General features: G+C 62.6%; 28 protein-coding genes and 1 tRNA gene. 13 read left to right on the top strand and 16 right to left on the bottom strand.

The window, feature by feature from the left end:
• Nucleotides 1–86 precede the first annotated feature (86 nt).
• Both R4P57_RS16895 and R4P57_RS16900 read left to right on the top strand, forming a co-directional pair.
• Complete coding sequence (locus R4P57_RS16895) at nt 87–911, top strand: serine/threonine-protein kinase (protein ID WP_317804238.1); 825 nt, start codon at nt 87–89, stop codon at nt 909–911.
• Nucleotides 908–2,077, top strand: coding sequence for a hypothetical protein (locus R4P57_RS16900; RefSeq protein ID WP_317803968.1), 1,170 nt, complete (start codon nt 908–910; stop codon nt 2,075–2,077). The genes R4P57_RS16895 and R4P57_RS16900 overlap by 4 nt, the downstream gene beginning before the upstream one ends.
• Here R4P57_RS16900 and R4P57_RS16905 read toward each other — a convergent pair.
• The 6 genes from R4P57_RS16905 to R4P57_RS16930 all read right to left on the bottom strand — a co-directional run bounded on the left by R4P57_RS16905 (nt 2,074) and on the right by R4P57_RS16930 (nt 6,248).
• Nucleotides 2,074–2,775: a hypothetical protein gene (locus tag R4P57_RS16905; protein ID WP_317803969.1), complete on the bottom strand. Its 702-nt coding sequence runs from the start codon at nt 2,773–2,775 to the stop codon at nt 2,074–2,076. The genes R4P57_RS16900 and R4P57_RS16905 overlap by 4 nt on opposite strands.
• A 422-nt stretch (nt 2,776–3,197) precedes the next feature.
• Entirely contained in the window at nt 3,198–3,662 is a 465-nt protein-coding gene (locus R4P57_RS16910; RefSeq protein WP_317803970.1) for a hypothetical protein, read from the bottom strand.
• 116 nt (nt 3,663–3,778) lie between these two features.
• A complete protein-coding gene (locus R4P57_RS16915; protein ID WP_317803971.1) occupies nt 3,779–4,009 on the bottom strand; it encodes a hypothetical protein in 231 nt (76 codons plus the stop codon).
• A gap of 128 nt (nt 4,010–4,137) precedes the next feature.
• Nucleotides 4,138–4,989: a ParA family protein gene (locus R4P57_RS16920; protein WP_317803972.1), complete on the bottom strand. Its 852-nt coding sequence runs from the start codon at nt 4,987–4,989 to the stop codon at nt 4,138–4,140.
• A gap of 177 nt (nt 4,990–5,166) precedes the next feature.
• On the bottom strand, nt 5,167–5,457 hold the full coding sequence (locus tag R4P57_RS16925; protein ID WP_317803973.1) for a hypothetical protein: 291 nt from the start codon (nt 5,455–5,457) through the stop codon (nt 5,167–5,169).
• A 593-nt stretch (nt 5,458–6,050) separates the two neighbouring features.
• A complete protein-coding gene (locus R4P57_RS16930; protein WP_317803974.1) occupies nt 6,051–6,248 on the bottom strand; it encodes an excisionase family DNA-binding protein in 198 nt (65 codons plus the stop codon).
• 138 nt (nt 6,249–6,386) lie between these two features.
• Between R4P57_RS16930 and R4P57_RS16935 the strand changes: the two genes are divergently transcribed.
• Nucleotides 6,387–7,019, top strand: a complete 633-nt coding sequence (locus R4P57_RS16935; RefSeq protein WP_317803975.1) for a helix-turn-helix transcriptional regulator — start codon at nt 6,387–6,389, stop codon at nt 7,017–7,019.
• Complete coding sequence (locus R4P57_RS16940) at nt 7,012–8,226, top strand: site-specific integrase (protein WP_317803976.1); 1,215 nt, start codon at nt 7,012–7,014, stop codon at nt 8,224–8,226. Before R4P57_RS16935 ends, R4P57_RS16940 begins: the two co-directional genes overlap by 8 nt.
• Nucleotides 8,227–8,390: 164 nt before the next feature.
• Here the strand turns inward: R4P57_RS16940 and R4P57_RS16945 are convergent.
• Nucleotides 8,391–8,465, bottom strand: a tRNA-Thr gene (locus tag R4P57_RS16945).
• A 92-nt stretch (nt 8,466–8,557) separates the two neighbouring features.
• On the opposite strand from R4P57_RS16945, the gene R4P57_RS16950 reads away from it, so the two are divergent.
• Nucleotides 8,558–10,021 carry a threonine/serine exporter family protein gene (locus tag R4P57_RS16950; RefSeq protein ID WP_317803977.1) on the top strand — a complete coding sequence of 488 codons (1,464 nt, stop codon included), beginning with the start codon at nt 8,558–8,560 and terminating at the stop codon, nt 10,019–10,021.
• A gap of 10 nt (nt 10,022–10,031) precedes the next feature.
• Here the strand turns inward: R4P57_RS16950 and R4P57_RS16955 are convergent, their stop codons facing one another.
• On the bottom strand, nt 10,032–10,292 hold the full coding sequence (locus R4P57_RS16955; protein WP_008710007.1) for an MbtH family protein: 261 nt from the start codon (nt 10,290–10,292) through the stop codon (nt 10,032–10,034).
• Nucleotides 10,293–10,382: 90 nt separating this feature from the next.
• The gene (locus tag R4P57_RS16960) at nt 10,383–11,192 is read right to left on the bottom strand and encodes an alpha/beta hydrolase (RefSeq protein WP_317803978.1); all 810 of its coding nucleotides are present in this window, start codon (nt 11,190–11,192) and stop codon (nt 10,383–10,385) included.
• A gap of 91 nt (nt 11,193–11,283) precedes the next feature.
• Here R4P57_RS16960 and R4P57_RS16965 point away from each other — a divergent pair, with 91 nt between their 5' ends.
• Both R4P57_RS16965 and R4P57_RS16970 read left to right on the top strand, forming a co-directional pair.
• On the top strand, nt 11,284–11,811 hold the full coding sequence (locus R4P57_RS16965; RefSeq protein ID WP_317803979.1) for a general stress protein CsbD: 528 nt from the start codon (nt 11,284–11,286) through the stop codon (nt 11,809–11,811).
• 30 nt (nt 11,812–11,841) lie between these two features.
• The gene (locus R4P57_RS16970) at nt 11,842–12,495 is read left to right on the top strand and encodes a hypothetical protein (protein ID WP_317803980.1); all 654 of its coding nucleotides are present in this window, start codon (nt 11,842–11,844) and stop codon (nt 12,493–12,495) included.
• Nucleotides 12,496–12,575: 80 nt separating this feature from the next.
• On the opposite strand, the gene R4P57_RS16975 is transcribed toward R4P57_RS16970, so the two are convergent.
• Both R4P57_RS16975 and R4P57_RS16980 read right to left on the bottom strand, forming a co-directional pair.
• The gene (locus tag R4P57_RS16975; protein ID WP_317803981.1) at nt 12,576–13,961 is read right to left on the bottom strand and encodes an HNH endonuclease signature motif containing protein; all 1,386 of its coding nucleotides are present in this window, start codon (nt 13,959–13,961) and stop codon (nt 12,576–12,578) included.
• 113 nt (nt 13,962–14,074) lie between these two features.
• The gene (locus tag R4P57_RS16980) at nt 14,075–15,019 is read right to left on the bottom strand and encodes a GlxA family transcriptional regulator (RefSeq protein ID WP_317803982.1); all 945 of its coding nucleotides are present in this window, start codon (nt 15,017–15,019) and stop codon (nt 14,075–14,077) included.
• Between the two features lie 71 nt (nt 15,020–15,090).
• On the opposite strand from R4P57_RS16980, the gene R4P57_RS16985 reads away from it, so the two are divergent.
• Nucleotides 15,091–15,858 (top strand): NAD(P)H-dependent oxidoreductase, encoded by a 768-nt coding sequence (locus tag R4P57_RS16985; RefSeq protein WP_317803983.1) that lies wholly within the window; start codon nt 15,091–15,093, stop codon nt 15,856–15,858.
• Here the strand turns inward: R4P57_RS16985 and R4P57_RS16990 are convergent, their stop codons facing one another.
• From R4P57_RS16990 to R4P57_RS17005, 4 genes are all read right to left on the bottom strand, one after another.
• Entirely contained in the window at nt 15,859–16,347 is a 489-nt protein-coding gene (locus tag R4P57_RS16990) for an FBP domain-containing protein (RefSeq protein WP_317803984.1), read from the bottom strand.
• Between the two features lies 1 nt (nt 16,348).
• Nucleotides 16,349–16,915, bottom strand: a complete 567-nt coding sequence (locus tag R4P57_RS16995; RefSeq protein WP_317803985.1) for a TetR/AcrR family transcriptional regulator — start codon at nt 16,913–16,915, stop codon at nt 16,349–16,351.
• A gap of 69 nt (nt 16,916–16,984) precedes the next feature.
• Entirely contained in the window at nt 16,985–18,733 is a 1,749-nt protein-coding gene (locus R4P57_RS17000) for an ABC transporter ATP-binding protein (RefSeq protein WP_317803986.1), read from the bottom strand.
• Nucleotides 18,730–20,478 carry an ABC transporter ATP-binding protein gene (locus R4P57_RS17005; protein WP_317803987.1) on the bottom strand — a complete coding sequence of 583 codons (1,749 nt, stop codon included), beginning with the start codon at nt 20,476–20,478 and terminating at the stop codon, nt 18,730–18,732. Before R4P57_RS17005 ends, R4P57_RS17000 begins: the two co-directional genes overlap by 4 nt.
• 105 nt (nt 20,479–20,583) lie before the next feature.
• Between R4P57_RS17005 and R4P57_RS17010 the strand changes: the two genes are divergently transcribed.
• The 3 genes from R4P57_RS17010 to rsgA all read left to right on the top strand — a co-directional run bounded on the left by R4P57_RS17010 (nt 20,584) and on the right by rsgA (nt 23,426).
• Nucleotides 20,584–20,763 (top strand): hypothetical protein, encoded by a 180-nt coding sequence (locus R4P57_RS17010; protein ID WP_068055931.1) that lies wholly within the window; start codon nt 20,584–20,586, stop codon nt 20,761–20,763.
• Between the two features lie 51 nt (nt 20,764–20,814).
• A complete protein-coding gene (locus R4P57_RS17015; protein ID WP_317803988.1) occupies nt 20,815–22,263 on the top strand; it encodes a trehalose-6-phosphate synthase in 1,449 nt (482 codons plus the stop codon).
• Nucleotides 22,264–22,409: 146 nt separating this feature from the next.
• Nucleotides 22,410–23,426 carry a ribosome small subunit-dependent GTPase A gene (gene rsgA / locus R4P57_RS17020; protein WP_317803989.1) on the top strand — a complete coding sequence of 339 codons (1,017 nt, stop codon included), beginning with the start codon at nt 22,410–22,412 and terminating at the stop codon, nt 23,424–23,426.
• 1 nt (nt 23,427) lies between these two features.
• On the opposite strand, the gene R4P57_RS17025 is transcribed toward rsgA, so the two are convergent.
• Complete coding sequence (locus R4P57_RS17025) at nt 23,428–23,658, bottom strand: hypothetical protein (protein ID WP_317803990.1); 231 nt, start codon at nt 23,656–23,658, stop codon at nt 23,428–23,430.
• 159 nt (nt 23,659–23,817) lie between these two features.
• Here R4P57_RS17025 and R4P57_RS17030 point away from each other — a divergent pair, with 159 nt between their 5' ends.
• Together R4P57_RS17030 and R4P57_RS17035 are read left to right on the top strand one after the other, a co-directional pair.
• Nucleotides 23,818–25,233: an MFS transporter gene (locus R4P57_RS17030; RefSeq protein WP_317804239.1), complete on the top strand. Its 1,416-nt coding sequence runs from the start codon at nt 23,818–23,820 to the stop codon at nt 25,231–25,233.
• Entirely contained in the window at nt 25,230–25,628 is a 399-nt protein-coding gene (locus R4P57_RS17035) for a MarR family winged helix-turn-helix transcriptional regulator (protein ID WP_317803991.1), read from the top strand. The genes R4P57_RS17030 and R4P57_RS17035 overlap by 4 nt, the downstream gene beginning before the upstream one ends.
• The last annotated feature ends 9 nt before the right edge of the window (nt 25,629–25,637 follow it).

A 25,637-nucleotide genomic window follows, 5' to 3' on the forward strand; every position in this document is an offset into this window, starting at 1 on the left:
TGCGGGACATGAGGACATCCTTCCAGCGGAACCCTCGGTCCCGCTATCTCGGTGTCCACCATCCGGGGTGAACCTCAGACTATCAACTGGTCCTACCTGAGTTAGGGGAGGGTTCGTACAAGGTTGCTTACCGAGGCCGTAGCGGATCAGACGACATCGTCATCAAAGTTGTAAAGGAGCCACTGCCGGAGGACGACTTTGACTCCGACGATTCCATCCCGTTTCCGACGCGCTTCGGCCGCGAGATCGAGGGTATGTCCCAGGTCGATTCGCCCCACGTGGTAAAGCTCGTCGAGCCGCCCAGGAAATGCAGGCTTTCGAAGCGTGACTACATTTGGTATGCGGAGCCTTACTACTCAGGGGGGACTCTCGATCAGGCCATCAAGACGTCCGGTGGAAACGAGGATCTTTCTCGACGTCTGGTTATTGCGCTACTCCGAGCAGTCAACGCAATGTGGTCGCACGCAGGGATTGTGCACCGCGACATAAAACCCGGAAATATTGTCTTCGACGATGCCGGTTCTCCGGTTCTGCTTGATCTAGGAATTGCATACCATAATGATCTCTCACCCCTCACCGATGCGTACGGCGCATCGCCGCGCACTGGTAGATACGCCGCACCTGAGCAGTTCGAGATGAGGCGGATCGCAGAAATCGACTTCAGAACAGATCTCTTCCAGATCGGGATTGTCGCATTTGAAGCGCTTGTCGGGCACCATCCATTCTGGTACGAAAAAATAGACAGTAGCGAGTATTTTCGGAGACTACAAAGCTTCGACGCCTCCTCTTTCGAGGGCGTGTCTTGCGATGAGGACCTTCAGGCAGTCATCACGCGTCTGCTGGCTCCGCGCCCCAGCCAGCGGTATCGAAATGTGTCAATTCCGCTGCGCAGACTTGGAGTTACAGTATGAGCTTCTATGTTCAACACGGATACGGCAAGGGCAGCAAGATCTTCGATGTCTACGATCAAGGCTCCCTCACTGGAGTCGTGCTCAGCCCTGGTGACGAAGATGTCGCTGCACTTAAGACAACGGTGACAGGACTTCGGTCGAGAGGCCTCGATGTGCTCCTCGATCCTCAATCCTACATCTACTCCTCAACCCCAGCTGGCTCGGCTCGACGCCACTCAGCCCACGCTTTGAACTTCCGCCGAATCAAGTGGTCGCAAAGCGCTGGCGATGTCGCCAGCCAAATAGCGTCGATCGAGGCCGCCAATACTGCGGTCGGCATTCACAACCGTTTGATAGCACCCACGTGTATCCAGTCGACGTTTACAGATATCTGGACACCTCTAGCTCTCCAGTACGCCCGATCTGCCGTCGACACGTGGGGAGGAGATCGAACCATTGCCAGTGTCGCCATTGATGAGGGCGCGCTAAGCAATTGGAAAGACATTGCCGACTGGCTCGACGTTGTCACAACTATCGATGTTCGGGGTTTCTACTTAGTTGTCAACCGCGCAACAAAAGGGTATCCGCCCGCACCTTGGGACTCGAACCGCTTGTCCAACTTGCTCCGGCTTGTCTACACCCTGTCAGAGGTCAACGAATATGAAGTACATTGGGGGTATTCGGATCTCGAAGGACTTCTAGGTCTCGCCGCTGGCGCGACCGCAATATCTTCTGGGTGGTTCTACACCTTAAGACAGTTCTTTATCTCCAAATGGCAACCGTCTCCCGCCGGTGGTCAGCCCCCCACTGCAAGGGTGTATCTACCCGCTCTGTGGGCCTCACTAAAGGCACAAGAGGAACTGTCATACGTCATGAACCTCCCCTACAGCGACGACATCGTGCTTCCAGAAATAAGCGCAACCTTCGCCACCCGTGCCTTGTCGTCCTGGACGCGGGCCGAGGCCCAAGTGCAGTTCATGATGCAACTGTCCAGAAGGGCCGAGGCAGGGACCACCTCGGCGGACGTACCGACTCGACTCGACACAGTCGAAAAATCGCTCAGGGAAGCATCGAGCCTCTACAGCCGTATTGCACGAGACCGGGTAGTGCTGCCGCCCGCTTATGCTGGACGCGTCACCAACTTGCTTCACGCGGTTGAGGAAATGCGCAACGCAGAGGGGATCTAATCGCGCTGTAGCTGTCGATGCAGGAGCTCGAGAAGCCAGAGTTTTTGCGCGTCACCAAGCGGACGCTTAGGAGCAGTACGCAGCCACGACAGCCGATCGCCCGACATTTCAATCAGACCGCTCTCGTAAACGTCTAACGTGGGCAAGTCGACTCGAGCCGCAACGTTCTCTGGCATCAAAATTGCAGTGCGGTGGGCCATCGGCCCGAATCGCGCCACCTGCCGCACCGCACGCCGCCAGTCCGACATCTTCGCCTCCACTGCGAGTGAGTCGTGGACGAGGTTCCTCGCGTGCGCAAGCTGCGAATCTTTCCAGTTCGCCGCCTGCATCTTCGACCGCAGGTCTCGGGCGTAACTAGCCGACACCCCTACCGGTTCGTCGACATCGCCAGAAATAACCTGCGCCTCGGTAAAGGTCGCGAGTCGATTGGCCTTACGTAGGTACGAAATAAGTCCACTTGATGAGATTGCAAGCAGGAGCACATCCGGCCGACCTCGACCGATTCGTGGTTCCAACATCAGGTGGAGGCTACGACCTGCCCCAGGAGGCATGAGGTTGTGTGCGTCTTGCGCGAACGCTTCCGTCAACCGGGCCTCGTGGATCGGTACCCCGACAGTTCGCATAGCCTTCGCTTTCACCAAATCTGCGGCGACGTCAATATGTTGTACCAATACGCTGGTCGATAACAAGATGTCCACCCCTCCAGAGTATGGCCCCTGGCCGGTCGAGGCGCATCAGACTGGAGCCCGGGCCGTAACGGCGGTGTCCTGCGTCATCGGTCCTGGCCTGCGTAGGCGATTCGGGCGGTGGCAGGTGGACTTGTATCGGACAAGGGATTGTCGTGCAGATGTCTGCCTGCGTGGGCAGCCTCCCCCTCCGGGATCATTCGAGGAGGAAGGTCTCGTGGACTCGCCTTGGTGGCGGCGAACTCCTGTTGAAACGCCACCCACCTGTTGCATCGTGCCCGAACCGAGTTCAGCTTCTCCACCCTCAACCGCCTCGGCATTATGACCAACATGGGCGACTCCGCCTGTGCGGTGGCTTCGGAACGGCGTACAACACCATGAAGAGCACTCTGCCGTCGTAAAACGACTTCGTGAACAGAGGCAGGAAGATCCGACTAGTGCGGCCACCATCCCACGAGTGAGCAAGTCCGGTCATGCAGCTCATTGATCGAATCAACGAGGAACGTCAACCAAGCGAGTGCATTTTCAGTGCTCGGTACAAGCGTCGACGGTACTGCGTCCTGGGCAGCATCATCGAGTTCGTTGAAGTTCGATGGGTAGTCGGTTGCCTTCCCGTCCACGACGTTGGGGGCACCGTCCAACCCGTAGGTGATAACGAAGGTAATTTCATGTCGATTGGCTTCGGTGAAGTTTGCAGACAGAGCCAGTTCACCCCAAACGGAACGGTCGTAGACAACTGCACCGGACCGAATTGCGGCCTGCAACAACCAGTGCGGAACAATCTTGCCGTGCATCCACGCTGAACCGCAGCGGTGGAAGTCGATGTCGAGAGCCCGAGCTTTCGCCTCGTCCAGCGTAAGCAACGGCAGGTTCTCGATACCGAGTACGGAACTATCCATGTGTGTTGCCTCCTGATCTCCGGGAATGTGTCGGTCGGCAGCTGTGTCGGACCGACTTGGTGTGCGATGTAGCCGCGATAGCGGGTGAAAAATGCAGTGGCTCGGTGATAGACCGGTCAGCGAATCCTGGGTCCACGCGCGAGCGGACCTGTCCGTTTGGGGAACGGTTTGCCGTCGTTGAACCGACGACGCAGCGACTCGAGGTACTCCTCCACCGCTGCGTTGACCAGATCCGATGGGCCACGCGGCGCTCCCGGTGTCGCGGATAGTGCCTCCGCGGCGTTGAGGAGATCGTCGACAGTGGCCGTGTAGAGATAGTACGAGCGTTTGCACTTGCTGTGATCCACCGTTGATTCCAAGTTCTTCTGTACCAGAGCCGTTTCCGCGATAGGCTGAGACGTATCGTTCCCCGGCTGAGGTGGATCCACGGGGCTTGATCCGGCCAGTGCACTCTTCATCCGCTCGGGCCGCGCCATTACTGCTCTCCATCAATGAGGATCTCGACTGTGTCGCGGTAGATAGTCCACAGGCTCCGCGCTTGGGTTGTTCCCCAGTCCTTCAGACTGGTCTGCGATTCCATCGAGTCTTTGATGACGACTCGTTTCGGCACTGGATCACCAAGAATGTCAATGCTGGCTGCAATCTCGATGAGCTGTTCTCGGCCGGCGATGGTTTGGTTCTCGTGCAGGTTGATCACCGCACCGAGGAGGCGGAGGTCGGCGTTGTAGCTTCGTCTGACCGCGTCGATTGTCCGGCGTAATCGCGCCAAGCCGTTCGCCGAGAACAGCGCAGATTGGCTGACGACAACAACTTTGCGTGCCGCGACGAGTGCGTTGATAGTCAGCAGGTCCAAGCTGGGCGGGCAGTCGATCAGGATGACGTCGTACTGATCAGCAACGGTTTCGAGCGCATCTCGAAGTCGGCGCTCGCGCCCCGCTCCCGCAACCACCAGCTGGTCTCTCACATACGCGAGTGATTCGTTCCCGGGCACTGTCGGGACCAGGTCGACACCTGGCCAGATGCAGGGTACGACTGTGTCGCTGATCGTTGCTCCCGAAGAGTCCGAAAGCACGTCTGCGACACCGAGGTCGTCGAGAGCAAGTGACTCTGCGGCGAGGACCGTACTGAGGTTGCCTTGCGGGTCTATATCTATGACGAGAACTCGTTTGCCCGCACGCGCGGCGGCGTCGGTGAGGTGAAAGGTCTCGGTGGTTTTGCCCACGCCACCCTTCTGGTTGCAGAACGCGATGATGTCAGCGGGCATGGTGGGTCTCACTTCCATTGCAGGAGTTTCGGGTAATGAGCGAAATGGTGGCGAGGGACGCATTGCACCCCAGTCGGCTGAGGGATGTATCGGAGCCGCGGAGGGCGTTAGGTGAATAGGTCGCCGTACTGGTGACGGAGGCATCACCCGAATGGGGCCTATTGCCCGACAACACATGAGAGGGAAGCGAGAGCGGTAAAGGACCTGTGGTGCGAGTGGGCTCTGTCGGATCCGTTACGCCTATGGCGTGTATTGCACCTGATGCACGCGACACTGGCACTGGTGGCCAATCAGGTGATGACCGATAGACGGGCGATTCAAGCCTTGCTGGTATTCGATGTACGGCTGAATACAGCTCGTGCAGTGCGTCATTGGATTCGTAATGACTACAGCCTGGATATTCATCACGCTTGGCCGCTGATGCCAAGGCGGGCTTGGGGAATCCGGCTCGATAACCAAGCCGCACAGGCAGTGACGGGTGAAGTCGACCTGCGAATGAAAGCAGGTGAGGCTCGATTCGATGATGGTCAAGGGTTCTCATGGGTCCTCTTCAATAGTGGCTGGGTTCAAAGGCGTGGTACTTCGTCGGTCTGTCTCGGACCCCCCATGGCCCCTGAGCCAATTTCCGCACCCACGTTGTCCGCTCCACGTCCGATAGCCCCGCGTCACGATGGACGCGCGGCTGCTCGGTATCGCCACTCGCGCGATGATCAGTCGAGCGCGTGGTGCCTCGAGGCCGTTCTCAGAGGATTTACACAGGGTGCACAGGCCGGCGGCAGGCTGGTGTTACGTCGGGCTCTGCCAGAAAACGACGCTGCTGCAACACATCAGGCCTTTGCTAGAAGGTTCATAGCGAAGGCTTGTTCGAGTGCGAGCAGAAGGGTTCGACCGCACGATCGCGAATCGAAGCGTGCGTCATCGCCCGTTCGGCCCCTGACCGAAATCAAGGGCGGAGAACGGTGCGTCAGCGAAATGTCTTGAATCACTTGTCAAGACGCTCTATGATCGGTGGCGAAGCTCCTTCCTCACGGGTTGTGGTTTCGACGCCCCTCGGCCTCGGTGCTGGTAACACCGAGATTCGCCGGGGGCGTTTCAGTGTGCAGAGGGGCAGTTACCCCTGGGCCTCATCCGACGCCTGAACTGGCGTCGGATTGCGCCTCGAGACCTTCGATGTACTCATCGATGGCCGTATCCGGGATCAGTCGGCGCTTGCCGACCTTCACGCTCCGGATTTCTCCGGACGCGATCTTGTTGAAGAAGTTGGATCGTCCAAGTCCCGTGCAAGCCATAGCCTCCGGGACAGACAGCAGCCGTCTGGGCATATTCAGCACCTCCACTGATTGTGTAGTAGAGCCACATCCTGGGGGACTTATTGAATCAGTCCATGTGGTTCCACCACAGAGTAGCAACTACGTACCCCACCCACAAGACGGACGGATTTTCAGCTAGACTGCGTGCTTATGACGCAGTCTTGGGCGGAATCAATCGTTGCCCGGGTCGCCTCGGAAGTTCGCCGACTCCGGGGTAAAGACCACTCCGCACTGTCCGCGGCAAAGCTCGCCGACAGAACTGTCGACTTCGGGTGGGGAATTTCCCGGTCGGTGGTTGCAGACTTGGAGACAGGCCGAAAGAAGAGCCTTGACGTCTCGGAACTGCTTGTATTGGCTGCGGCACTGGGAGTCTCACCTGCACAGTTGGTCTTCCCTGACCTTCCCAAAGGGAAGGTCGAAGTACTCCCTGGGCTGCCGCAAGAATCTTACGATGCCCTCCGCTGGTTCAGCGGCGAGGCCGGACTCATGCGACCGAGCTCAGAATGGACTGAAGAGGAATCAGAAGCGCCTCTCGACATGTGGGTCCGAGACACCTTCGACCCGAGAAACGATCGTGTCGGAATCACTCGCGAATGGCTCGACGCACTCAAGGCCATGCGTCGCGCCCGGGTACAACTGCGAAACGGATTATCCAAGAACGAATCCGCCGAACATATCGAGTCGATGCAGTATCTGCACGAGGATGCGCGACGGCGCTCGGAAGAGCTCTTTCGACGGATGACCGAACTGGGCATGAACACACAGGACGAAGAGGATGGCTAGGCAGCAACTGCCGCCACAGATCAAGAAGATCTACGTCACCAATCGGTCTACCGGCAGTACGGAGTTGCGGTATCAAATGACCGTCGACGCTGGTGTTGCCGACTCCACCGGCACCCGGGCATCGAAGCGAACGCAGTTGCGTCGTCGATTTCATACGGAAAAGGACGCTCGCGCAGCCCTGTCCAAGGTGCTCGAGGAAGTCTCGAAGGGGACATTCGTTCCCTCCTCGACCACCACGGTTGAAGAGGCCTGCGCTGAGTGGCTTGCCGGACGACGCATACGCGAGTCGACAAAAGCCGCGTATACCCATGCCCTTCAACCGCTACGCGATACTTACGGCGGGCTAGCTGTGCAGAAGTTGACCAAAGGCCACTTGGACGCTCTAGTGAACGATCTGCTGGCCGGCAGCTCGGTCAAACCCGATGGCCAATTGCGACGTCCGTGGAAGGCCACTTCGATCAATCCGATGCTCAACCTCGTAAGCGCGGTCCTCACCGGGCTGATGAGAGAAGGGCGATTGGTACGAGACGTCGCCGCGCTTGTCGACCGCGCGCCCCGTGTGCACGTCGAGATGCAGACATTCACGGAGGACGAAGTGCAACGCCTCCTGGAAGCATCGACGTCCGACCGGAACGGTCACGCCTGGCTGCTTGCTCTGAGCGGCCTACGACGCGGTGAGCTGTGCGGGCTTCGATGGAACGATGTCGATCTTCACGCCGGTAGCCTGACCATCAACAACACGCGAGTCTCGGTCAATGGACGCGTCGTAGAGGGTCCGCCGAAGACAGAGAAGTCCAAGCGCACGCTTCCCCTCACTCCAGCCCTCAGATCCGCACTCGAAACTGCACACAGCTTGCAGGGTGTGGAACGACAGAGCTCGACCTACGTCGGCCCCGGCACCTACGTCGTGTCCGACGCTGTCGGACGACCATTTCATCCCGATACGGTCAGCGACTATTGGCGCAGGCTATGCATCAACAGCAAGGTGTCGGACATACGCCTCCACGACGCGCGCCACACGTGCGGGACTCTGCTGCACCTTCAAGGTGTGCCTATTGCCGTGATATCGGCATGGCTGGGGCATTCGGACAACGCATTCACAATGCGCACCTATGTCCATTCCCAGAACCAAGCGCTACTGGGCGCGGCCGACACTTTGCAGTCACTCGTCCGGCGTCGCGACGAGCCATCCAATGATGCGAGTTGATCGGCATTCGTCCGCAACCGTCCACCGAGGCGTAGGCGGACTCACCAGGCGCTGTTCCGGCGAGTTTGGAAGCACTTGTGACATTCTGTGACACCGAGCTTGCCTAATCGGCAATGAATCTCATTAGAGAAAACGCAAAGAGCCAGTTCAGGCCCGATTTTCGGTGGAGCCTCCTAACGGGATTGAACCGTTGACCGCTCGCTTACAAGGCGAGTGCTCTACCGCTGAGCTAAGGAGGCAGTGAAGCGAAGCCAGCATATCCGTTCATCGGACGCTCAGTAACAACAGGTACCTTGTCCGTGGATCACCCCAGCAACGTGTAAAGACGGTCATGACTTTCCTGCAAGACCTGACGGCTTCGCTGAGCCGTCTCACCGGTGAGCGTCGGGCCACCATCGATACGCCGACCGCGGCACCGTCGCCTCTTCGTCCGATCGATCTGACCGACGATGCGTCGGTTGCGGAGGTGTTGGACCTCGCGGTTCGTGTCGGCGAAGTACTACTGGCCTCGGGCACGGCAGCGATGGATACGGCAACTCAGGTCCAGTTCATCGCAGCCACCTACGGGCTCGCGCGCTGCGACGTGGACGTCACGTACAACTCGATCACCCTCAGTGCGCACCGCGGCCCGACGCGTCCTCCGGCGTCGACGATGCGGATCGTGCATTACCGGTCGATGGACTTCACGCGGCTGGCCGAGGTCGACCGTCTCATCCGCGCGGTGCGCGTCAAGATGGTGCCGCCCAGTGAGGCACTGGAGCGGCTCGAGGAGATCACCAAGGCCCCGCACCCGTACAACCGGTGGATTGCGACTCTGGCGTGGTCGGGCATGGCCGCGGCCATCAGTGTGCTGCTCGGCGGTGGCGCGCTGGTGGCTGTGGTCAGCTTCCTGACGACGATGGTGATCGACCGCATCGGACGAGTCCTCAACCGTGCGGGCCTGCCGTTCTTCTTCCAGCAGGTTGTCGGCGGCTTCGTGGCGGCGACACCGGCGATCACGCTGTACAACTTTCAGGACCAGCTGAACATCAGTATCTCGCCGTCGCAGGTCATCGCGGCCGGAGTGATCGTGCTGCTGTCGGGTCTGTCGCTCGTCGGCTCGGTGCAGGACGCGATCACCGGGGCCCCGATCACGGCGGTGTCGAGATTCTTCGAAGTACTGATGATGACCGGCGGCATCATCGCCGGCGTCGCGACGTCTCTGCGATTGGCCGCGCTGATCGGCAGCGATCTGCCGCAGATCAGCAACCTGGCCCCACCGGACATCCTGCAGGTCCCCACCAAGGTGATCGCAGGCGCGGCAGCGTCACTGTTCTATGCACTGGCCTGCTACGCCGAGCAGCGTGCGCTGACGGCTGCATTCATGGGAGGCTTCGCGGGCTCGCTGGTGTATCTGCTTTCGCAGACGCTCAATGTGGGACCGATCATCGCCTCGGCCATCGCTGCTACCGTCGTCGGATTCGCAGGTGGTCTGTTGGCTCGTCGTGCGCTGATTCCACCCTTGATCGTCGCCGTCGCGGGCATCACTCCGCTGCTTCCCGGCCTGGCGTTGTACCGCGGGCTCTACGCGATACTCAACGACCAATTGTTGCTGGGCATCAGCTCACTGTTTGCGGCGTTCGGCGTCGGTTGCGGCTTGGCCGCGGGTGTGACCCTGGGTGAGTGGGGTGCCCGAACCTTGCGTCGACCACGCATCATTGCGCGCACCGAGGAACTGCTACGCCCGACGCTTCGCCGCACAGAAGAACCGCGCCGACCGACTGTTCGTCGGCGGCGCGGTACGAGTCCTTCGTAAAAGGCGGAACTCAGGCCTCTGTGCTGGGGGTTCCCTCAGCGGATGCGCGTGCAGCAGCGTCGGCCTCCATGGCCTCACGCAGGCTGCGCGGACGCATGTCGGTCCAGTTCTTCTCGACGTACTCCAAGCACGCGGCGCGGGTGTCTTCACCGAAGACGACACGCCATCCCTGAGGGACCTCGGAGAACGTCGGCCACAGCGAATGCTGGTCCTCGTCGTTGACCAGCACGAAGAAGCGTCCGTCTTCGTCATCGAACGGGTTGGTACTCATCTCGCCTCACTCGTCGCGAACGTTTGGTTGGTAAGTCTGCACCGTGAGGTGCCACACGACCCTAGCAACGCAGGTCGGGCCGTGGTGCCGTCAGGCCTTCAAGAAGCCGAGCAGTTCCGCATTGACGGCCTCGGGACGCTCGAGATATCCGTAGTGCCCGGCGTCCGCTATCTCCACGTACCGCGCATCGGGAATGGCGTCGGCCAGCTCCTTGCCCAAGTACGGCGGGATCATCCGATCGTCGGCGAATCCGACCGACAGGCACGGCACCGCCACCCTGCGGTACGCCGCAGTTCTATCGAAATCGTCCTCCATGCCCAGCTGAGCACGCACTCCGGCGGACGGCGAGGAGGCAGAGAACTCGAACAGGTCCAGCCAGTCGCGCGCCCCGCGAGAATCACGCAACGTCGCAGGCGACAGGTTCATGACCGCTGTCACCGCAGCCGAATAGGTGCCGGGAAGCTCGACGCGCTTGTCGTACAGCGCTCGTTCGCCGTGGGCGAGGGTTTTCTGGAACTCGTCGACGCGGGCGTGGCCCGCGAGGAACACGGCTTTGCGAACCAAGTCGGGTCTGCTCAGAGCAAGCTCCTGCGCGACGCGTGAGCCCATCGACGTTCCGACGACATACGCCTTCTCGTCGCCGTTGCGGACGAGCTCGATCAGGCCTGCGGTGTCGGCAACCATGTCCTCCATGGTGATGCCGTGCGTGCTCTCCGACGACGGAGCGATGCCGCGATTGTCGAACGTGCACACCCGATAGCCCGCTGCTGTGAGAGCGGGCACCTGATGCAGCTCCCACACGCGACCGGGGCTGCCGGTGCCCATGATCAGAACTACCAGGTCTCCACTGCCCTTGACCTGGTAGTTCACGTCGATGCCGTTGATCTTGGCGATAGGCATACGTCTCCTCACTGCTGATGCGTTCGTCGGGCATCGTATCGTCCGATACCGACGCGGGGTTACTCGAACAGCCAGTGGGTACCTGGGTTACATGACTGACGAGAACGTAGCGGGCGAAGCACGCAAGGGACTGCTCGACGGAATCAAGGGCAAGGCCAAAGAGGTCGTGGGTGCGGTGACCGGCAACGACTCGTTGACAGCCGAGGGCCAATTGCAGGCCGCTCAAGCTCGCGAGCACAAGGAGGCCCAGGCCACCGAGCGGGTCGCCGAGGCACAGGCCACCGAAGCCGCCGAGGAACTGGCCGACGTCCGCACTGCAGCCGAGAGCCGTCGGGAGGCCGCACAAGAGAATGCCGCGGTCACCGAGGCCAACGCGGCTCGGGTGCGGCAGACCCAGGTGGCCGCCGCCGAACAGGAGAAGCGGGAGGCAGTGGCGCAGGAGCGCGCTGCTGCAGAGGTCGACGCGACTGCCGAGCAGATCGAAGCCGATCAGGACCGACGCATCGAGCAGGCCGCAGCGGATTCCGACGAAATGGTCGCCGCGCAGAAGCACCAGGAGGCTCTGCTGCAGGCCGAGGCCGATCGCAAGAAGGCCGAAGAGCTCCGCAACCAGGCCTGAACCACTACCGCAAAACAGGAGTTTCGCTTTATGAGTGTCCTAGCCATACCGATGACCATCCTTCGTATTCAGTACAAGATCGCTCGAATTCCGTTGCAGCTCATCGAGACCAACGTCGTCGAGAAGATGAGTGCGGAATCACCCGCGCGCCTGGTGTACGAGCACACACTCGGTTCACTGGACCGCGCCGTCGGAAACTTGTTGGGAGACAAGGGCCTCGCCGATCGCGGTGAGACTCTCGTCGACAGCACCGAGAACCGCGCCGAGGCAGCGCGCCTCGACGCCGAGGCTCGGGCCAAGAAGGCCGCAGCCGACGACGAACTGAAGGTCGCTCGCGAGACCGCCGAGAAGGATCGGCGCGCAGCCGACGCTTCCGCCCAGGAAGCCGCGCGCGACGCCCGCCAGGAGGCCGAGCAGCGCAAGCGCGAGGCCGCTCAGGACGCCGAGCGTAAGGCTGCCGCCGAGAAGAAGAAGGCCGACGAGCAGGCCGCTGCCACCGCGAAGGCCGCCGAGGATCGCAAGAAGGCTCAGCAGGCGCAGGTCGACAAGCAGGAGAAGCTGGCCGCCGCGCCGTCCGAGGCCGAATTGGCCGAGGCCGCTGAGCGTTCCGACGAGGCCGCCGCCAAGAAGGACGAGGCGGAGCGCATCGAGAAGCTGTTCATCGCGGAGAAGAACAAGGACTGACAGCTCGAATCAGCCTGCCGAACAACCTCGTCCAGCCCCGCACCGTGTCCTCGGTGCGGGGCTGGAGTCTTTCCTGGGGCTCAGGCGATGTGGGGGCCTGCTCGGGCGTGGGATGGTCTGGGTTGTCGGTACGGGTCGACGGTGGCCGGTGGGACGAACCAGGGGTGGCCATCGGTGCCGATGAACACTTCCCAGTCGGAGTGGTGCATGAGTCGGTGGTGGAATCGGCAGAGTAGAACCAGATTGTTCATGTCGGTCGGGCCACCGTCGGCCCAGTGCCAGATGTGATGCCCTTCGGTCCAGGCGGCAGGTTTTCCGCAGCCAGGGAATGCGCACCCGTGATCGCGGGCGGTGAGGGCTTTGCGTTGTTTGGCGGTGACGGTGCGTGCGGTGCGGGCGAGGTTCAACGGGTTGCCGTTCTCGTCCATCACGATGGCAGTGAGGACACAATCGCAGGCCAACTGGCGGGAGGTGTTGCGGGAGAGCGGTCCCATCCACGGGAGCCAGCCGACCGTGGTGCCGTCGCCGAACAGGTCCCGATAGGCGCCGCGATCAGCGGCAGGGGGTGTATCAGACGCGTCTGCTGTGTCGGGGTGGATCGGGTGTCCGGTGTTGATGTCGACCGGATCGACTGCGTCGGTGTCGGATTCGGCTGCTGCGCGTGAGGTTTCGTCGTCGGTGATGTCGTCGGCGTCGGCACTGTCGCGGAGGTCGGTGAGATCGCGGAGGCTGATGTGCAGATTCAGGTGCGGGCGTTCACCGCCCTCGGTGGGGCGATTGCTCGAGGCGAGGTATTGGTCGAGGATGTGTCCGAAGGCGTCGGCTCTGCGCCTGGCGGGACTCCGGTCGTCTTGGGTGCCGTCGGCTGCCGGTCGGGGTTCGGTCAGCGGTGAGAGTGCGGTGAGGAGTTTTTCTCCGGTGATCGCATCGAAGTCTCCTTTGAGTACCAACCGGCCGTTCAAGGTCTTGGAGGCGAAGAATTCGTTGCGGTCGGTGTCCTCTGGAGGTGGTTTGTTGCCGCCGAATCTGTCGTCGAGTTTGGTGATCGCTTCGCGGATGCGGCCGGTGCGCGCTTGGGGTCCGGTCGCAGCGGTGATCATGGCTTTACGGGCGATGTCCAGCCCGGCTTGCGGCAGGTTCTTCGGGGGTGTTTCGGCGAAGGTCAGAATCAAGGCTGCATGGTCGATGGTCATGACGCCGGTGTTGACGGCGTCGGCGATGTCGGGGAAGTTCTTCAGTCCGCGGCCCAGGGCGACGATCTTGTTCGCTTTGGAGGGCGAGAGCAGGGTGGTGGAGGTGAGCCAGCCTGCGGGTCCGGGGAAGCCGAGTTTTTCGCGGGAGACGCGGGTGTCGATCTCGCCGACGAGGGCGATCCGCCGGGCTTCGAGCAGTTGGATTTTGTGGGAGACCGCAGCAGCGTCGGCGAGGAGTTCGCTGTCGCTCAGTTGCCAGATCGCTGCGGTCATGCCATGAAGTGTATCGAACGCACGTTCGACTAACAACCATAGTGCAATCGAACACTATTGCCCTGCATAACTATTCGCTAACCAAAACCTGTCGGCGGCTTGTGGTAGGCGAGTCAACCGCCAACCCGGAATGTCGCCCGGTACGCGCTGGGCGAGACCCCCAACTCCGCAGCAAGCTGGTTTCGCAACGATGTTGCCGTGCCGAAGCCCGTGTCGTGCGCGATGCGTTCGATGGTCAGGTCCGTGTTTTCGAGCAGCTCACGTGCCCGCTGGATGCGCTGCGCCACGATCCAACGAGCCGGAGAGACACCGACTTCGGCGACGAACCTGCGTGAGAACGTCCGCACACTCATCGCCTGGTGCCGGGCCAGATCCTCCACGGACAGGGCCGACCCCAGATTGCGCAGCGCCCATTCCTGCGCGTCGGCCGTCGACGTACTGTGTGTCCGCGGCACCGGGGTGTCTATGTACTGCACCTGCCCGCCGCTGCGATGGGGTGGCACGACGGTTCCGCGCGCCACCCGATTCGCCACTGCCGCACCGAAGTCCTGTCGAATCATGTACAGGCACAGATCGATTCCCGAGGCCTCCCCTGCCGCGGTCAACACGTTGCCGTCCTCGGTGTAGAGCACGTTGGGGTCGAGCAGCACCTGCGGATACAGCTCGGCGAATCGAGCGGCCGACTTCCAGTGAGTGGTGGCCCGCTTGCCGTCGAGCACGCCCGCCGCAGCCAGTACGAATGACCCCGTACAGATCGACGCCAACCTCTGTGTCGACACCGCGTCGAACAGGGTGGAGACAGCGCTATCGGACGCGTAGTCGGCGTCGGAGGCGGGCACGATGACGGTGTCGGCCTCGGCCACGGCGTCGAGCCCTCGCTCGACGAGTATCCGAACGTCGGAGTCGGTGCGAACCGGACCGGGCACGTCGGTGCAAGTGACCACCTCGTACAGCAGCTCGCCGGACTCGGATCGCGCCTGTCCGAACAGACGATGCACGATGCCCAACTCCATGGCGAGGAGACCGTCGCGCACATAAACCGCAATGCGATGCGTCATGGCCGGATTCTTTCACATGTTGTCTTTCATGCCACTGGTTCCGAACAGCGACGTAGCCCAGGATCGACTGCATGAACATCCTGTGGGTCTATGCCCATCCAGACGCCCGCTCCCTCAACGGTTCCCTGCGCGACGCAGCCCTGGAACAACTCCGCGCCGACGGCCATACCGTCGAGCAATCGGATCTGTATGCGATGCAGTGGAATCCAGTGGTCCAGCCAGCGGACTACGACCATGATCCGGCAGAGCGATTCCAGGTGGCGACCGCGTCGAGCTCAGCTCTCGCAGCCGGCACTCTGGCCCCGGAGATCGTGGCCGAGCAGCAGAAATCGCTGCGTGCCGATGCCGTCGTGCTGCAGTTTCCGCTGTGGTGGTTCTCGATGCCCGCGATCATGAAGGGCTGGGTGGATCGCGTGTTCGTCGAGGGATTCGGATACGGCATCCGGTGTGCGGACGGCCGCTCGCGGCGCTACGGCGACGGCATGCTCGCCGGAAAGCGTGCGATGGTCGTCGTCAGCATGGGCGGCAGCGAACACACCGTCTCCCCGCGCGGCATCAACGGCGATCTGGACGAGATGCTGTACCCGATTCAGCATGGCATCCTGTTCTACACCGGAATGTCCGTGCTGCCGCCCGTTCTCGTGGCGAGCGCCGATCGGATGACCGAAACTGATTACGCTGCAGCAGAATCAGAGCTACTGCAGCGAGTGAAGAGCCTGCCCACCGACCGGCCCATCCCCTATCGCACCCAGAACGGCGGCGACTACGACGGGCGATTCGTGCTGCGCGACGACGTCGAACCCGAGGACACCGGCATCCGAGTGCACACCATCAGATGATCAATCGAGAACGCGAGCGAGAAACGCGGCGATGTTGTCTTCGACTGCCGCGGTCCGTGTCTCGACGTCGAAGTCCTCCTTGAACTGACGACCCAACGCCGGGGTCTTCTTCTTGCGTGCGTAAAGCGAACACGCGAGGTCCGAGCAGATGTAGGTGCCCACCGTATTGCCGCGCCTGCCGGATTCGCCCGCCTTCGCGGCAGCCATCAGCGACACTCCGCCGTTGGCGTGCGTGGTGAGGCAGATGCTGCACATCTGTGCTGTGCGGGGCCCGCCAGGCTTGTAGCGCAGTGCGATTCCGCGCAGCTGATCACCCTGCGGGACAACGATGTAACAGCGCCCTGCCATTTTGGGGTCGATCCAGCCGAGAAAGTCGAGATCCTCCCACGGCACAGCGTCGAACATCTCGGGAAGGGAGAGCCTACCGGCGTCGCCCTTGGACGAGTTGACGAACGAAGACCTGATGTCGCGTTCCGAGATCGGTTCCATGTCACTGCCTCCAGTGCTGTAAGAGTGTGTCGATTCCGTCGAGGATGCGGGCCCAGGACTGCTGCGAGTCGGGTGCACTGTGACCGAACGAGCCCGACGCATCGAGGCTGGCGTAGCCGTGAAACACACTGCCGAGCAATCGAACTGCGTGTACCTGATCCTCTTCACCGAGGTCGTACCCGCGGAGAATCGCCTTCATCATCGCCGAATGACGAACTCCGGCGCTGTTGATCGCGGTCTCGTGATCGAGTGGAAACTGAGTCGCTGCATATCGACCAGGGTGTTCGCGCGAGTAGTCGAGATACGCGTTGGCCACGGCTACCAACGCGTCCTTGCTCGCTCGACCCGCCAGGGCCTCGGACACCCGATCGGCCAGTTCCTCCAACGCCAGCAACGCGATCCCGACGTTCAACTCGTGCGCGTTCTTCAGGTGCGAATACAGACTCGCCACCTTGACGTCGAAGCGTCTGGCTATCTCACTGGCGGTGACGCGATCGAAGCCGACCTCATCGGCCAGATCCGCTCCTGCTGCCACGATGCGCTGCGCGGTCAATCCTGCGCGTGCCATGCCGGCCTCCTCGTTCTTTCGAGGACACCGTAACCAAACCTAATAGCTTTAGGCAAATCGCTAAAGCTATCAGCGGCCCTGCCACGCCTCCCACAGCTCTGCGTAGCGACCACCGGCCGCGACCAACTCCTTGTGCGGACCCTGCTCCAGAATTCTGCCGTGTTCGAGAACCACCACGCGGTCGGCGGCAGCGGCCTGGGTGAGGCGATGCGCGACGATCAACGTGCTGCGCCCCCTGGTCGCTGCCTCGGCCGCCGCTTCGAGGTCTCGCGCACCGGAACTGCCGGCTTCCGCGGTGGCCTCGTCCAGCACGGCGACGGCCGGATCGGCGAGAACCAAACGCGCCAAGGCCAATTGCTGTGACTGAGCTGCCGTCAACTGGTGCCCGCCCTCGCCGACGGCGGTATCGAGGCCGTTCTCGAGCGTCTCGACCCACGCCCACGCTCCGACGGTGCGCAGTGCGGCTTCGACGTCTTCGCGACCGGCATCCGGGGCGGCGAGCAGCACGTCGTCGACCAATCGGCCGGCGAACACGTGGACTTCCTGGCTGACGATCGCCACGTGCCGCCGTAATCCTTCGCTGCCCAGCGCATCCAGCGATGCGCCGCCGACGTGAACCGTCCCCGACGTCGATGCCATGGAACCGGCAGCAATGGCCGCGATGGTCGATTTTCCGGCACCGGTGGATCCGACGAGCGCCACGGTCTCCCCTGCCTCGATGCGCAGATTCACTCCGTGCAGCACCTCGTGGCCGGACTCGTATTCGTGCCGCAGATCGGTGACGTCCAAGGTGGCGTCGGCGGGCGCGGAACCATCGCCGACGGGCCGTTCGTCTGGGATGTCGATGACACCGACCAGCCGAGCCAACGAGGCTCCCGCGGACTGGATGTCGTCGAAGGTGAACAGCAACGTGCCGATCGGATTGAACAGGCGGTGGAACAGCAGCGCTGCGGCTGTCGTCTCGCCGACGGTGACGTAATCGCCTCGCACGAGCAGGAATCCGGCCAGCAGGATCACCGACAGTCCGACGCACTCGGCGCGATTGCTCCGAGATCCGAACCGGGTGAACAACCGGAACACGTCGACGCCGATGTCTCGGGCCTTCGCCGACGCTCTGTCGATCTCGCTCAGGTGCGCCGACTCGAGTCCGTACGCGCGAACGGTTTTCGCACCCTGCATGCTGCTGACGAAGGACTGCGCTCGCTCGCCCATCGCCACGCGCTCGGCCGCGTACTTCGGTGCCGACCGCGGCAGATACCAGCGCAGCGCGAGGACATACATCGGCAGCGCGACGAGCCCCGCCAGGCCCAGCCGCCAGTCGATGCCGAGCATCGTGATCATGCTCAGACATACGAGCAGGAACGCCCCGACGAGCTGCGGGATCACCTCACCGATCGACTTGGCCATCACCGCGACGTCGTCGCCCACCCGGGAGAGCAAGTCCCCCTTGCCCACTCGTTCCAACGTGGCAACGGGCAGATGCAACGCGCGGCGCACGACGGCCTCGCGCAGCGACGCGAGAATGCCCTCACCGAGAGTGCTGATGAGATAGCCGCTGAAACCGGTCACGATGCCGCCGATCACCGCGGCCACCGAGATCACGACGACGACCCCGATGATCGCCGACGTGTCAGCACCGTCGCGGACGCGGTCGACCAGAACACCGAGTACGTAGACGGGCACCAGCGACATGGCCGCGGCAATCGCGCCGAGCAGCAGCGTCACCGCGGTCCGGACCTTCCTGAGGCGCAGCTGTTCCAGAAGCCACCTACCGGAGCGTGCCCCGGTGGCGATGGGAAGCAGTTCGGGGGCGGTCATCGCAGCACCGTCTCCTTGTACTGCGCGTCCGAGGACGCGAGATCGTGGTGCGTTCCCTCGGCGACGACGCGGCCGTCGTCGACGACGAGAACGCGATGGGTCACCGACAGCAGCGCGGGGCTCGTGGTGATGAGGATGGTCGTCTGCGCCGAAGTGCCGGTGTGCCGAAGTTCGGCGATGCCGCGGGCGATGGCGTGCTCGGTGACGGCGTCGACGGCGGTGGTGGGGTCGTGCAGTACCAGCACCGGGGCGTCGACCGACAGTGCTCGCGCCAACGCGACTCGCTGGCGTTGGCCGCCGGACAGGCTGGCTCCGCGGTCGGTGACGGCGTGATCGAGACCGGCCTCGTGCAATTCGACGACGTCGGTGGCCGCGGAGGCGTGCAGCACGACATCGAGTTCGGCGTCGGGCCGCTCGCGGCCTGCGGTGACGTTGCTGCGGACGGTGCCCGCGAACAGGTCGGTGATGTGGGGCTCGACGAGCACCGTCTCGCGGGCGCGTCGAAGATCGATCTTTCCCGCCGGAATGCCGCCGATGCGAATCGATCCGGTGTAGTCGGCGTCGGAGATCTGACCGGACAGCAGCGTAGCGAGCGCTTCCCCGTCCTGCGGCCGGTAGGCGACCACGCCGAGCATCTCGCCCGGTTCTGCGCGGAACGTGAGGCCGTCGAGCGATCGAAACCGAACGTCGTGAACACCGAGGTCGGAGCCTGCGGGCACCGCGGATTCCGACTGCGGCAGAGCGTGTTCCGCACCGAGCACCAGGGCGAGCCGGTCGGCCGATCCGCGCACCATCGCAACGACGCCGGGGATCCTCGCCAATCCGGTCAGGGGTTCGATGACGAACTGCGCAAGGCCGATGACGGTGATCAGCTCACCGACCGAAATGCGGCCCTGCAGCGCGAACCAGCCGGCGGTACCGGCGATCCCGACGGCCAGCAACGCGTTGACCGTTGCCGACAAGCCCTGATAGACGTTGTTCGCGCGAGCCAGCTTCAGAGTCGCAGCCAACGCCGTTCGACTCGACGTCACGAATCGCTGCGTCGCGGCGTTCTCGGCACCGATTCCACGCAGCGGCCGTACACCGCTCACCAGATCGGTGGCCATACCCGACACACCGGCCACCTCGGCCTGCTGCGCAGTGGCAGCACGGGTCAGCAACGGGGCGAGACGTTGCAGTGCGATCAGGATGACCGGCGTCCCGATGACCACGGCGAGACCGAGCGGAACGTCGATGACGATCAGCGCGACAGCGGACGCAACGACCGCCACGGCCGACGCGAAGACGCGCGCGATCAGATCGAGGATCCAGGACTCCTTCTCGGCGTCGGACGTCGACACCGTCAACAACTCCCCCGCCGACAGCTCGGTGCGCACGCCCCGCGGATCGAGGACGCGACCGGCGACCTCGACGCGCACCAGATGCGCCTCCCGCTCGATGGCGACCACGATGATGCGGGCACCGATCCGCCACGCGTACGACAGAGTGACGAACAAGGCCGCCAGACCGACCAACGAGAGAATCATCGCGGTCACATCACCGGTGTCGATGGCCCGCGAGACGATCAGTCCGATCGCCACCGGGACCATCGTTTCGCACAGTTGATGCACCCCGAACAGCAGCGACGAGACGATCAGGCGGGTGCGATGCCGTCGTACGGTGCGACGCAGAATCGCGGAGCCGGTGGCCGGAGAAGGCACCTCCACCACTGTCCGAGCATGGCGGAGCGGTACAGAATCGGTCATTTGCTGCAGCCTATGGCATCGGGAACTGGCGATGGGGCGCCACATTTACATAGAGTCGGGTCCAACGAACACCGTGTAAGCCCAGCAGAGAGTACGGAGAACACCATGCCTGCCAAGACTTCGACCGACAACGACATCGCCGACGAAGACATCGTCCCACTCGAGTACGAGACGGCCAGCCAGGCTCAGCGCGTCGTCGCGGCCTACGCGACCGACGCAGACGAATGCCGCATGTTGCTGTCGATGTTGGGTATAGATCCTGTTGTGAAGGGCGAAAGCGAGTAGGACCTTCGCAGGACTGGCTCCCCCAGAGATCTACAAGCGGATTGGACAGTTGTGGCTGACGCCTCGCAGGGTTCGGATTTTGTCGTCGTAGCCAACCGGTTGCCGGTCGATCTGGAAAAGCTTCCGGACGGAAGCACACGATGGAAGCGAAGCCCCGGCGGCTTGGTCACCGCTCTCGAACCGATTCTGCGGGCCAACAAGGGTGCGTGGGTGGGGTGGGTCGGCGTCTCGGACGTCGACGTCGAGCCGTTCGTCGAGGACGACCTGCAGCTACGACCGGTGCCGATCAGCGAGAAGGAGTACACCCAGTACTACGAGGGGTTCTCCAACGCCACCTTGTGGCCGCTCTACCACGACGTCATCGTCAAACCGGAGTACGACCGCGACTGGTGGAACGCCTACGTCGAGGTCAATCGCCGCTTCGCGGAGAAGACTTCCGAGGCGGCGGCACAGGGCGCGACGGTCTGGATCCAGGACTACCAGCTCCAGCTCGTCCCCAAGATGCTGCGGATGCTTCGCCCCGACCTGACCATCGGGTTCTTCCTGCACATCCCGTTCCCTCCGATCGAGCTGTTCATGCAGATGCCGTGGCGCACCGAGATCGTCGAAGGACTGCTCGGTGCCGACCTCATCGGTTTCCACCTGTCCGGCGGAGCGCAGAACTTCCTCTACCTTGCCCGACGCCTCGCCGGAGGAACCACGTCCCGCGGAACCGTGGGAGTGCGGTCCAAGTTGGGCGTCGTGCAGGTCGGCTTTCGGACCGTGCGAGTCGGCGCGTTCCCGATCTCCATCGATTCCGGTGACCTCGACACCAAGTCTCGCTCGAAGGCCGTCCGTGATCGCGCGAAGCAACTGCGCAAGGATCTGGGGAATCCCAAGCGCATCATGCTCGGCGTCGATCGGCTGGACTACACCAAGGGAATCGACGTCCGGCTCAACGCGTTCCGCGAACTGCTCGAAGAGGGCCGCGTCGATCCGGCCGAGAACGTCATCGTGCAGTTGGCGACGCCCAGCCGTGAACGCGTCGAGAGCTACGTCGCCATGCGCGGTGAAATCGAGCAGCAGGTGGGCCGGATCAACGGCGAGTACGGCCAGGTGGGCCACCCCGTGGTCCATTACCTGCACCGGCCGATCCCCCGGGACGATCTGCTGGCCTACTTCGTCGCCGCTGACGTCATGCTGGTCACTCCGCTGCGCGACGGCATGAACCTCGTCGCCAAGGAGTACGTGGCCTGCCGCAGCGATCTCGGTGGCGCGTTGGTGCTCAGCGAATTCACCGGTGCCGCAGCCGAACTGCGCCAGTCATACCTGTGCAACCCACACGACCTGGACAGCGTCAAGGACGCGATCATCGGAGCCCTCGAACAGGAACCGGAGTCGGGCAAGCGCCAGATGCGCGCCATGCGCAGGCAGGTTCTCGCCCATGACGTCGATCGCTGGGCCCGCTCCTTCCTGACCGCGCTCGCAGCGCCGGCGGAGGGCACCAACCTCACCCGATAAATTCGCTTTCCAGACACCGTCGACGGCTGCTACTTTGCCGTCGACGGTTTTTTTCATGCACCGAGACAGTGAGGAGGTGGGCATCGTGGCCACCTGGACGAGCACACACCCGAGCCCACGTCACCCTTCCCCGAAGGATCTCTCACATGTCTCACCTGATTCACTACGGCCTCGATCAGCATTGGCTGGATGAGTTCGAAAACCATTCTCAGGAAACAACTCTCGCCCGCGTCGTTCGCGTCGACCGCGGTGAATTCAACGCCGTCACCGATAGCGGCATCGTCCGATGCACCGGTAGCAATACCTGCACCGGGGATTGGGTGACCCTGGACCCACGCCCCGGGCAGAGTTTCACGCTCGGTGCAATTCTCCCCCGCCGGACGGCCATCGAACGCGCCTCAGCCGGATCGACATCCGACACACAGGTTCTCGGAGCCAACGTCGACACCGTCGTGATCACCGTCGCGTCGGACACGGCTCTCGACCTCGGTCGCGTCGAGCGCTACATCACCCTCGCCTGGGGCAGCGGTGCTGTTCCCGTCGTCGCGATCACCAAGACCGACAGCGGAAGCGTCGCCGAAGAGTTGCTGCTGGCCACCGCGCCGGGCGTCACCGTATGCAGCACAAGTGCAGTGTCGGACGGCGGAATCGACTCGCTGGCAGCACATCTGCGCGGTACGGTCGCATTGATCGGGCCGTCGGGATCCGGAAAGTCGACACTCGCCAACGCTCTGCTCGGCGGCACCGCATTTGCCACCGGTGCCACCCGTGAGGCGGACGGCAAAGGCAGGCACACGACGGTGCATCGGGAATTGGTGCCGATCCCTTCCACGAGCCTGGTGCTGTTGGACACCCCGGGTTTGCGTTCCGTGGGCGTGCAGGGATCGGAAGACGCTGTGGCGAGCGCATTTTCCGACATCGAAGAACTCGCCGCGTTGTGTCGATTCGGTGACTGCTCGCACGAACACGAACCCGGATGTGCGGTGCTCGCCGCGGGTGAGCTCACCGAGAGAAGGTTGGGCAACTATCGAAAACTGTTGCGGGAGAACGCCTGGGCCACCTCGAGGCACGACGCCCGAGCACGCAGCGAGAAGTTGCGGGAGTACAAGCAGATCTCGAAGTCGCTACGCCAGAAATACGCGGTCGACGGTAAAGGGAGGTAGGTCAGCCCTCGTCGAACAGTGAGGGACTGTCGGTCTCCGCCTCGGCCTGCCGGGCCGAACCTTCACTGGTCGACGCCTTCCGCACCACCTCGACCGTGGTGGTGCGAACGGACAATCGATGACCGTCGTGATGCTCGAGCAACGCCAGACCCTGGCGGATCTCGAGCACCTTCCACGGGCCGGCATGCCCGGACGCCTGAACCAGGTCGCCTGGTGCGATCTCGGAAGCCACTGTTGTTCTCCATTCACCGAGCAAGCAATTCGGGGTCGAGCAAGTCTGTGACACACACCCTATCGGGCATGTCCTGCCTGCCTCTCACTTGCTCGTCGAACAATTTAGGAGTACTCATGTAATAGTTATAGATATACAAGCATTATCGCGGAGGTGAACGTGCCCGAGTTGACTCGACGACACCGGTATCTCGTGCTCGGCATCTGCTGCCTGAGTCTGTTTCTCGTCAGCACCGACAACACGATCGTCAACGTCGCGCTGCCGTCGATGCGCGAAGATCTGAATGCATCGGTCTCGGGTCTGCAGTGGATCATCGATGCATACACGCTGGTCGTGGCATCACTGCTGATGCTCGGCGGCTCGATGGCCGACAGGTACGGCCGCAAGCGCTTCTTCCTGATCGGCACCGGAACGTTCGTCCTCGGCTCCCTGCTGTGCAGCGTCGCCCCGTCGCTCGGCTGGCTCGTCGCCTTTCGCATGCTCCAGGCAATCGGTGGCTCGATGATGAATCCCGTCGCGATGTCGATCATCACCAACACCTTCACCGATCCGAAAGAACGCGCAGGGGCCATCGGCATGTGGGGTGCCGTCGTCGGAATCTCCATGTCGGCGGGTCCGGCCCTCGGCGGGATCCTCGTCACCGGTGCCGGCTGGCAGTCCATCTTCTGGATCAACGTCCCCGTCGGTATTTTCGCTCTGGCGATGACACTGAAATTCGTCCCGGAATCCAAAGCCGAGCACTCACGCAAGTTCGATCCGGCCGGCCAGTTCCTCATCTTCGCGTTCCTCGCGTCCCTGGTGTTCACCATCATCGAAGGTCCCGCGAAGGGTTGGGGATCGCCGCTGATCGTGTTCACCGGTGCCGTCGCCGTCGGCTCTCTCGTCGGGCTACTGGTGGTCGAGTCGCGAATCGAAGAACCGCTCATCCAACTGAAGTTCTTCCGAAGCGCGCCGTTCAGTGGAGCGACGGTGATCGCTGTGTGCGCGTTCGCCTCCCTCGGCGGATTCCTGTTCCTCAACACCCTCTACCTGCAGGACGTGCGCGGATACTCACCACTGCACGCCGGTCTCTACACACTGCCGATGGCGTTGATGACACTGATCTTCGCGCCGATCTCCGGTCGCATCGTCGGCACCCTGGGAGCGCGCATTCCCCTGCTCGTCGCCGGAATCGGCTTCGTGGCATCGGCGCTGATGCTCACCCGACTGACTCCGACGACGTCGTTCGCGTGGCTGGCCGTCGCATACGTGATTTTCGGAATATCCTTCGGCATGGTCAACGCCCCGATCACCAACACCGCGGTGTCCGGAATGCCGCGCAGTCAGGCCGGAGTGGCATCCGCCATCGCGTCGACGAGCAGGCAGGTGGGTCAATCGCTCGGCGTGGCCGTCGTCGGATCCATCGTCACGTCGAGCATCGTCGGTGAGATCTCCGACGGCTTCACCGCCGCTGCAGTTCCTGCGTGGTTCGTCATCGCAGGCGCAGGCGTGGTCGTCACCGCGCTCGCGGTGGTCACCACCGGCCGGTGGGCACGCGCGACCGCCGATCGAATCGACCAACCGGTGCTCGTATGACCGATGCAGCGCATGTCTGGCGCGAGATGCGCGCGCTGATGCTCGAGAAGCACGACACCCGACGAGCCGTCGCCGACGCCACCGGGATGAGTTTCCTGCGAGCCAAGCTGCTGACCAAGTTGCTCACGGGCGATCGGACGGTCACCGAGCTGGCCGAGATCCTCGCCTCCGATGCGCCGTACGTCTCGCTCAACATCCGTGAACTCGAAAAACGGGAACTGGTGATCCGCACCGAAGATCCCACCGATCGCCGACGCCGCATCATCGGACTCACCGACACCGGACGCCTCCTCGCCGAAAAGGCCCGAGCGATCGCTGACGCCCCGCCGCCGGAATTCACGACGGTATCCGACGAAGACCTGGCGCACCTGCGACGGATTCTGCAGCTGCCCTGATTGCTCGGG

Source organism: Rhodococcus sp. IEGM 1330 (assembly GCF_033142445.1).
Lineage (GTDB): Bacteria > Actinomycetota > Actinomycetes > Mycobacteriales > Mycobacteriaceae > Rhodococcoides.